The sequence below is a fragment of the Desertibaculum subflavum genome (assembly GCA_003576705.1).
Classification (GTDB): Bacteria; Pseudomonadota; Alphaproteobacteria; order Ferrovibrionales; family Ferrovibrionaceae; genus Desertibaculum; species Desertibaculum subflavum.
In genome coordinates, this window is the sequence record QOZS01000102.1 from 1 (window position 1) to 8,194 (window position 8,194).

Genomic DNA, 8,194 nt, shown 5'->3' on the forward strand with positions numbered 1-8,194 from the left:
GTCGCGCCGCTGGCGGCGGCGAGCGCCACCTGCCGCGGGCCGAGCCGGGCGCCGGCCGCGAGCGCGACGGTGCCGGCACGGCAATCCTCGCCGGCCGGGCGCCGGTGCGCGTCGCGGACGATGCCGGCGGGGACGATGACGCTGTCGCCGTCGCGGTGGACGTCCTCCTGCATCACCACGGTGTCGCAGCCCGGGGGCAGTGCGGCGCCAGTGAAGATGCGGACGGCGCTGCCCGGTCCGGCGCTGCCTTCGAGCGGACGGCCGGCGGCGGCGCGGCCGCCGACGGCAAGCCGCGTCGGCGCGCCGGTTGCGAGTTCGGCATGGCGGAGCGCGTAGCCGTCGACCGCCGAATTGTCCTGCGCCGGCACGGTGCGCTGCGCGATCAGGTCCGCCGCCAATACCCCGCCCAGGGCGGCCGCGAGCGGGCGCGGCGCCGGCTCGGGCGCGCAGACCGGCTCGACCCGCGATGCGATCAACGCGGCCGCCTCGGCCACCGAGAGATCGCCGTCGGCATGGGCGAAGCAATCCCCGGGCGCCTGCTCTGCCGCGCGCGGCGCCGGCGCGGCGAACAGCCGCGCGACGATGAAATCGGCGATCGCCTCCGGCCGGTCGAGCGGCAGCTGCGGCAAGGTGCAGCCGGGCAGCGGCGCGTCGCTCGCCACCGCGACGATCCAGGGATCCTCGGGATGCAGCAGCGGCTTGCCGACGACGGCGCGGTGCACTTCGAGCTTGGCGATCGGCTGGCGCTTGAAGCCTTCCACCAGCACGAGATCGACCGGCTTCAGGCGGGCGACGATCTCCGGCAGTTCCGGCTCGGTCGCGCCGCGCAGCTCCTGCATCAGGGCGAGCCGGGCGGCGGAGGCGACCACGACCTCATGCGCGCCGGCGGCGCGGTGGCGCCAGCTGTCCTTGCCCGGCCGGTCGACATCGAAGGCGTGATGCGCGTGCTTTACCGTGGAGACGCTGAGCCCGCGGGCGATCAGGGCGGGAATCAGTCGCTCGACCAGCGTGGTCTTGCCGCTGCCGCTCCACCCGGCGATGCCGAGAACCTGCATCCCGTCACCGGCTGCCGGCCGGCTGGTCGGCGGCGCCGTTCGGCTTGCGCGGCGGCGGCTTGCGGGCCGATTCCGGCGCGCCGGACATGTGGCGCAGGCCGGCGCGCAGATAGTCGTAGCCGGTGACCAGCGTCAGCAGCGCGGCCGCCCAGAGCAGCACCAGGCCGATTTCCGGAATCAGCCATGCCGGCGGCGCCGCGTCGAACACCAGCAGGAAACAGAGCGCCACGATCTGCACCGTGGTCTTCCATTTGGCGAGGCGGCTGACCGGCATGGCGACGCGGAGCTCGGCCAGGAACTCGCGCAGGCCGGCGACCAGGATCTCGCGGCAAAGGATGACGATGGCGGCGAGCAGGCTGAGGCCGGCGATGCGGCCCTGCGCCACCAGCATCATCAGCGCCGCGGCCACCAGCAGCTTGTCGGCGATCGGGTCGAGGAAGCGGCCGAAGCTGGACAGCATGCCCCAGCGGCGGGCCAGCCAGCCGTCGAAGAAATCGGTCAGGCCGGCGATGACGAAGATGGCCAGCGCCACCCAGTTCGAGGTATGGCCGGGCCAATAGAAGGTCGCGACCAGCGCCGGAATCGCCAGAATCCGCGACAGCGTCAGAATATTCGGCAATGACATCAACATGATGAAATCCTGCGCTCGCGCGGCCCCCGGATCATAGCACGCCGTCCCCGCTCCCTCACTTCTCCCGGAAGTGATCGTGGATCGCCTTGGCCACCCCTTCGTCGATCCCTTCCACCTGTTTCAGGTCCGCGATCGAGGCCCGCGACACCGCCGCAGCGGAGCCGAAATGCAGCAGCAGGGCCCGTTTGCGCTTGGCGCCGATGCCGGCGATCTCGTCCAGCACCGAGCGGGTGATCGACTTGGCGCGCCGGGCCCGGTGGGTGCCGATGGCGAAGCGATGCGCCTCGTCGCGCAGCCGCTGCATGAAATAAAGCACCGGATGGCGCGGCTCCAGCATGAACGGCTGGCGCCCCGGCAGGTAGAAATGCTCCCGCCCGGCATTGCGGTCCGGCCCCTTGGCGATCGAGGCGAGCGCGACGCCTTCGATGGCGAGCTCGGCGATCACCTCCTCCGCCACTTTCAGCTGCCCGGGCCCGCCGTCGATCAGCACGAGATCGGGCCAGACCGGCTCGCCCTCCTCCTCTTCCTTCAGCAGGCGGGCGAAACGGCGGGTCAGCACCTCGCGCATCATGGCGTAGTCGTCGCCGGGCGCGATCGAGGTGTCGCGGATGTTGAACTTGCGGTAGGCGGCCTTCACGAAGCCCTCCGGCCCGGCGACGATCATGGCGCCGATCGGCGCTGAGCCCTGGACGTGGCTGTTGTCGTAGACCTCGATCCGCTCCGGCGGCGCCTCCAGGCCGAAGACCTCCGCCACGCCGTCCAGCACCTTGCGCTGGGTGGCGTTCTCGGCGAGGCGCCGTTCCAGCGCCTCGCGGGCATTGGCGAGGGCATGGTCGACCAGCACCCGGCGCGGCCCGCGCTGCGGCGCGTGCACGCGGACCTTGTGGCCGGCGCCGACCGCCAGCGCCTCGCCGACCAGGTCAACGCTTTCGATCTCCTCGGAGATCAGCACCTCGGCCGGGGCCGGCCGGGCCTCGTAGAACTGGCCGATGAAGGCGCCGAGCACCTCCGACAAGGCCACGTCGCGCGCCTGGGTCGGGAAATAGGCGCGGTTGCCGAGATTCTGCCCGCCGCGGAAGAAGAAGACCTGGACGCAGACCTGGCCGCCTTGCGCATAGGCCGCGATCACATCGGCCTCGGGGATGCCCTCGACGTTGATGTCCTGGCGGGCGCGAATATGGGCGAGCGCCTTGATGCGGTCGCGCATGACGGCGGCGGTCTCGTAATCCAGCGCCTCGGCCGCCGCCTGCATCTTGGCGGTCAGCCCGCCATGTACGCGCTCGCTGTCGCCATGCAGGAAAGCGCGCACCTCGTCGACCACCGCGCCATAGGCTTCGTGCGTGACGCGGCCGACGCAAGGCGCCGAGCAGCGCTTGATCTGGTATTGCAGGCAGGGCCGGGTGCGCACGGCGAACTCGCCGTCGGAGCAGGACCGCAGCGGGAACGCCCGCTGCAGGGCCACCAGGGTGCGGTTGACCGCCCCGGCCGAGGCGAAGGGGCCGAAATACTCGCCCTTGCGATCGCGCGGGCCGCGATACTTGGTGATGCGCGGCCAGTCATGGTCGCCCGCGATCAGGATATAGGGGAACGACTTGTCGTCGCGGAAGCTGACGTTGTAGCGCGGCTTCAGCCGCTTGATCAGGTTGGCCTCGAGCAGCAGCGCCTCGACCTCGCTCGCCGTCACGGCGATCTCGAGCGCCGATGTCTCGCGCACCATGCGGGCGATGCGCGGCTGCAGGCCCAGTACCTTGGCGTAGGAGGCGACCCGCTTCTTCAGGCTCTTGGCCTTGCCGACATAGAGCAGCTGGCCTTCCGCATCGAGCATGCGGTAGACGCCCGGCGCATTGGGCAGCCGGGCGGCCTCGGCGCGGATCAGCTCGGCGCCCTGCAATGCCGGCGGTTCGGCCGATGCGGCCGGCTCGGGCATGCGCAACTCGCTCATGACGCTGGTTTTGTGCCGCCGCCCCGGAAGGGTCAACCGCCAGTTCGGGCGGGCCGTGTAAAGCTATCCACCAAAGCTGTGGAGAACTTTGTGGGGAACCTTCGGTTACGCGGTCGTGAACGGCCGGATTCAGCGCCCCTCACCTGTCTGCCCAAAAACTGAGCATTTACGCCAATATACTGATTTATATGACTTATTTCATTGTCAATAGCATTTCAGAGTGATGAACGACTTTCTTTGCCAGCGTCCCGATGGCGGATTTCCGCCATTTTCATGCCTGTGAACAAGCCTCGGCGCCCGGCACTGCCTGGAATCGCAGTCCCGATCAGGGCACAACTGCCAGGATAGAGCCGCCAGTCGGGCCTTCGGCGCGATAATGCTGCAGGCGCACGTCGAAGACCTGCCCCAGCATTGCCGGATCGGCGGTTTCGGTGGCCGGGCCGCAGGCGACGAGGCGCCCGGCGGACAGCACCGCAAGGTCATCCGCATAGGCGACCGCCAGGGCGAGATCGTGCAGCACCGCGAGCACGCCGACCCCGTCGGCGGCCAGGCGACGGGCGCCCTGCAGCAGGTCGTGCTGATGGCGCAGATCGAGGCTGGCGGTCGGCTCGTCCAGCAACAGGTAGCGGGCGGCACCATCCGGCGGCGCCGCGCCGATCTGCGCCAGGGCTCGGGCGAATTGCGCCCGCTGGCGCTCGCCGCCCGACAGCGTGGTGTAGGTCCGGTCGGCAATGTGCACGATGTCGGCGGCGCGCAGCGCGGCCTCGACCGCCGCCTCGTTGGCGGCGCGGCCAGCCCCCTCGTGCGGCGTCCGCCCCATGGCGACGACCTCGCGCACGGTGAAGGCGAAGGCGATGCCGGCGCTCTGGCGCATCACCGTGCGGCGCCGGGCGAGTGCCTGCCAGCCCCAACGGGCGACGGGCACGTCGTCCAGCAGCGCGGCGCCGGAAGCCGGCGCCCGGTCGCCGGCCAGCATGGCGACGGCGGTCGACTTGCCGGAACCGTTCGGCCCGATCAGCGCCAGCACGCGGCCGGGCTCGATGGCGAGCGAAATCCGGTCGACGATCGCCCGACCGGCGGCACGCCAGGAGGCTTCGACGAGGCGCAGGCTCATGGGCTCCCGCCCCGCTTCGCGCGCATCAGCAGCAGGCCGAGGAAGAACGGCGCGCCGATCGCGCTGGTGACCAGGCCGAGTGGCAGCTCGGCCGGCGCCACCACCACGCGGGCCAGCACATCGGCGCCGAGCACCAGCGCGGCACCGAGCAGCAGCGCCCCCGGCGCCACCCAGCGATGGCTGGGTCCGATCAAGAGGCGCACCAGATGCGGCACGACCAGGCCGACGAAACCGACGATGCCGGCGGCGCCGGTCACCAGGCCGACCAGCAGCGCCGTCGCCACCACGGCGGTGCGCTTCAGCCGGTCGACGCGGATGCCGAGATGCGTCGCCTCGACTTCGCCGAGCTGGATCAGGTCGAGCGCCGGCGCGAGCCGCAGCGCTAGCCAACCGACCAGCAGCACCGCGGGCGTCACCACGGCGACCAGCGGCCAGGTGGCGGCGCCGAGGCTGCCGAGATTCCAGAAGGTCAGCATGCGCAGCTGCTGATCGTCGCTGACGAAGACCAGCAGGCCAATGCCGGTGGCGCAGAGCGCGTTCACGGCAATGCCGATCAGCAGCAGGGTCGCGACCTCGATGCCGCCGACCTGGTGCGCGGCGCGGAACACGATGATGGTGGCGGCGAGGCCGCCCAGAAAGGCCGCGAACGGCAGCAGATAGGGGCCGAAGCCCGGCGGCAGCTTGCCGCCCAGCAGCGCGCCGCCGAACACGATGGTGGCCACAGCGGCCAGCGCGGCGCCGCTGGACACACCGATCAAGGTCGGCTCGGCCAGCGGATTGCGGAACAGCGCCTGCATCAGCATCCCGCCCATCGCCAGCCCGATTCCGACGGCGATGCCGAGGCAGAGCCGCGGCAGGCGGACCTGCAGCAGGATCGCCCGCTGGCCGGCATCGACATCGGCGCCCGCCGTCGGGTCGACCAGCGACCACAGCGTGTCGAGCAGCACCGGCACCGGAATGCGCACGGCGCCGATGGTCAGGGCGGCGATCATCGCCAGGGCCAGCAGCGCCCCGAACACCGCCAGCACGCCGCCGGGCCGCAATCGGCCGCGCACCGGCGTGGCAATCAGCGTCGCGTCCATGGCTTAGTTCGGCGCCGGCGGCAGGTCCGGATACAGGCCGCGCGCGATCGTCCAGGCGACTTCGGCCACGCGCGGGCCGAAGCCGAGCAGGGCCAGCGTGTCGATATCGATCAGCCGGCGCGACCTGGCTGCCGGCGAGGTGGCGAAGCCCGGCAAGGCCAGGACAGCATCCCGTCCGCCGATCTGATTCACGCCCTCGGTCGTCGCCAGCACCACGTCGGGCGCCGCCGCGATCGCCGCTTCGGTCGCCATCGGCTTGTAGCCGGCATACTCGACCACCGCGTTGCGCCCTCCGGCCAGGCGGATCATCGCATCCGCCGCCGTGTCGCGCCCGGCCACGGTGAGAGCGCCCGACGAGGTGGCGAACAGGAACAGCACGTTGGGGCGTTCCGGCTTCTTGGTCAGCACGGCCGCCAGCGCCGCCAGCTGCCGCTCGACCCGGTGCGCCAGCGCTTCGGCCTCGGCCGGTTTGCCGAGCGCCAGGCCGACGCCGCGGATGCGTGCGGGCACCAGATCGGCCGATGCCTTGCCGGGCAGGCGGAGCAAGGTCACGCCGGCGGCGCCGAGCTGGGCCAGCACCGTCGGCGGCCCGGCATCCTCGGTCACGAGCACGAGCGTCGGCGCGAGCGACAGGATGCCCTCGGTGGCAAGGGTGCGCTGATAGCCGATCTGCGGCAAAGCCCGCGCCGCGGCGGGATAAAGGCTGGTGGTGTCGACGCCGACCAGCCTCGACTCGGCGCCCAGCGCATAGACGATCTCGGTCAGCGCGCCGCCGACCGACACGACGCGCGAGGCATCGCGCACCGTAACGGCCTTGCCCTCGACATCGGTGACGCTGACCTGGGCCGCGGCCGGTGCGGCGAAGGCCAGCAGGCCGATCGCCGCCGCGACAAGCGGCATCATGCGGTGATCCGCATCCCGGCGGCCACGCCGTCGATGATGTCGCGCCAGCCCTGCGCCTCCGCCTGGCCGGGCTTGCGGGCGCCGAACAGATAGGCGATCACCACGCCATCGCTGTCGAACAGCTCCAGCGAGGTCACGATCCCGTCGGTCGTCGGCTTCCTGACCACCCAGGCCTGGTCGATCGCGGTCTCCTTCAGGTGCAGGTTGAAGCCGGGATCCATCACGTTGAACCACTCGCCCACCGCCTTGAGGTTGGCGACCGGGCCGGTATGGATCTGGATCGTCGCCTTGTTCGGCACGAACACCATGATCGACTGTCCGCTCGCCGCCGCCGCCTCGAGGGTGCGCCGCAGCGCGCCGGTCGCCACCGGTTCGGCCATGTCGCTGCCGACGAGACGGAACGCCTCCAGGCGCTCCAGACCGAGCTTGGACAGCATGACGACGAAATCGTGCGTGTCCTTCAGACCGGCCCAGGCCTCGCGCAGCGCCTCGGCGCCCGCTTTCGGCTTGCGCCGCTCCGGCGCCGCCGCCGGCGCGCTGCCCGCCGCCACCACCGGCGCCTCCGGCTCGTCCGAGGTGAAGTCGGCGACCAGACCGGCCCAGGCCGCGCGGTCGGTCTCCTCGCGGGCGTAGATCTTGTGCACTGCCCGGCCTTGGCCGTCGAAGAACTGCAGGCTGGTATGCGTGCCGGTCTCGACGGCGAAGCCGGAACGCCAGCGGTTCAGGAACAGGCGCAGATCGATATCGGGGCCGAGCACGAGGCCGCCATGCGCGCGCACGTCGACCTCTTCATAGCGGCCGACCTTCTCGTGCACCGCATGCTGATTGCGGGTCAGCGCCATGACCCGGCCGAGGCCGCCGAAGCGCTCGAACAGCCCTTTCCAATCGGGCTTCAGCCGCGTGGCGCGACCGATGCAGCCGGCGGCGACAAGCTCGCCCTCGGAAACCTCGAGCATCGCGGCGGCGTCGAAGGCGCGGATCCTGGGATTGGACTCCGCCAGCGCCGCATAGCGGCTGCGCAGGTTGGTGCCCGGTTCGGATTGCTGCATCGGGAGTTCTCCGCTTCTTGCAGGGTTGATGGAGGGTCAGCGCAGGTTGAAATGCACGGCGACCTGAACCCAGGCCTCGGTCGGGCGGGTGTTCAAGGTGGCGGGCCGGAAACGCCACTTCCGCACCGCCTGTTCCGCGGCGCGGTCGAGCAACGGGAAGCCGGACGAGTTCCAGATCTCGACCGTGGCCGGGTTGCCGGCCGCATCCACCAGCGCGCGGACGACCACGGTGCCCTTCTGGTCGAGATCGACGGCGCGGCGCGGATAGACCGGCTTGCCCGGCGGCTCGCGGAAGCTCGGATCGGTGACCAGCGGCAGGCCGCGGAACGACATGGCGGGCGCCGCGGCTGCCTTGTCCGGCTGCGGCGCGGTGGCCGGCGCCGGCGGGCCCGGCTCGGCGGCGGGCGGCGCGGCGGCC

At 71.3% G+C, this 8,194-nt stretch carries 8 protein-coding genes; all 8 read right to left on the reverse strand.

The window, feature by feature from the left end; genetic code table 11:
* The coding region (mobB, locus tag DT074_RS27095; protein WP_119422963.1) for a molybdopterin-guanine dinucleotide biosynthesis protein B at positions 1-1,055 on the reverse strand (1,055 nt) is incomplete at its 3' end.
* Between the two features lie 4 nt (positions 1,056-1,059).
* Positions 1,060-1,686, reverse strand: a complete 627-nt coding sequence (gene pgsA, locus DT074_RS27100; RefSeq protein ID WP_119422964.1) for a CDP-diacylglycerol--glycerol-3-phosphate 3-phosphatidyltransferase — start codon at positions 1,684-1,686, stop codon at positions 1,060-1,062.
* A 55-nt stretch (positions 1,687-1,741) separates the two neighbouring features.
* Positions 1,742-3,613 (reverse strand): excinuclease ABC subunit UvrC, encoded by a 1,872-nt coding sequence (gene uvrC / locus DT074_RS27105; RefSeq protein ID WP_119422968.1) that lies wholly within the window; start codon positions 3,611-3,613, stop codon positions 1,742-1,744.
* 340 nt (positions 3,614-3,953) lie between these two features.
* Entirely contained in the window at positions 3,954-4,742 is a 789-nt protein-coding gene (locus DT074_RS27110) for a heme ABC transporter ATP-binding protein (protein WP_119422965.1), read from the reverse strand.
* Positions 4,739-5,824, reverse strand: coding sequence for a FecCD family ABC transporter permease (locus DT074_RS27115; protein WP_119422966.1), 1,086 nt, complete (start codon positions 5,822-5,824; stop codon positions 4,739-4,741). The genes DT074_RS27110 and DT074_RS27115 overlap by 4 nt, the downstream gene beginning before the upstream one ends.
* Positions 5,825-5,827: 3 nt before the next feature.
* On the reverse strand, positions 5,828-6,727 hold the full coding sequence (locus DT074_RS27120) for a heme/hemin ABC transporter substrate-binding protein (RefSeq protein WP_368744944.1): 900 nt from the start codon (positions 6,725-6,727) through the stop codon (positions 5,828-5,830).
* On the reverse strand, positions 6,724-7,776 hold the full coding sequence (locus DT074_RS27125) for a hemin-degrading factor (protein WP_119422967.1): 1,053 nt from the start codon (positions 7,774-7,776) through the stop codon (positions 6,724-6,726). The genes DT074_RS27120 and DT074_RS27125 overlap by 4 nt, the downstream gene beginning before the upstream one ends.
* 36 nt (positions 7,777-7,812) lie before the next feature.
* The coding region (locus tag DT074_RS27130; protein ID WP_162915272.1) for an energy transducer TonB at positions 7,813-8,194 on the reverse strand (382 nt) is incomplete at its 5' end.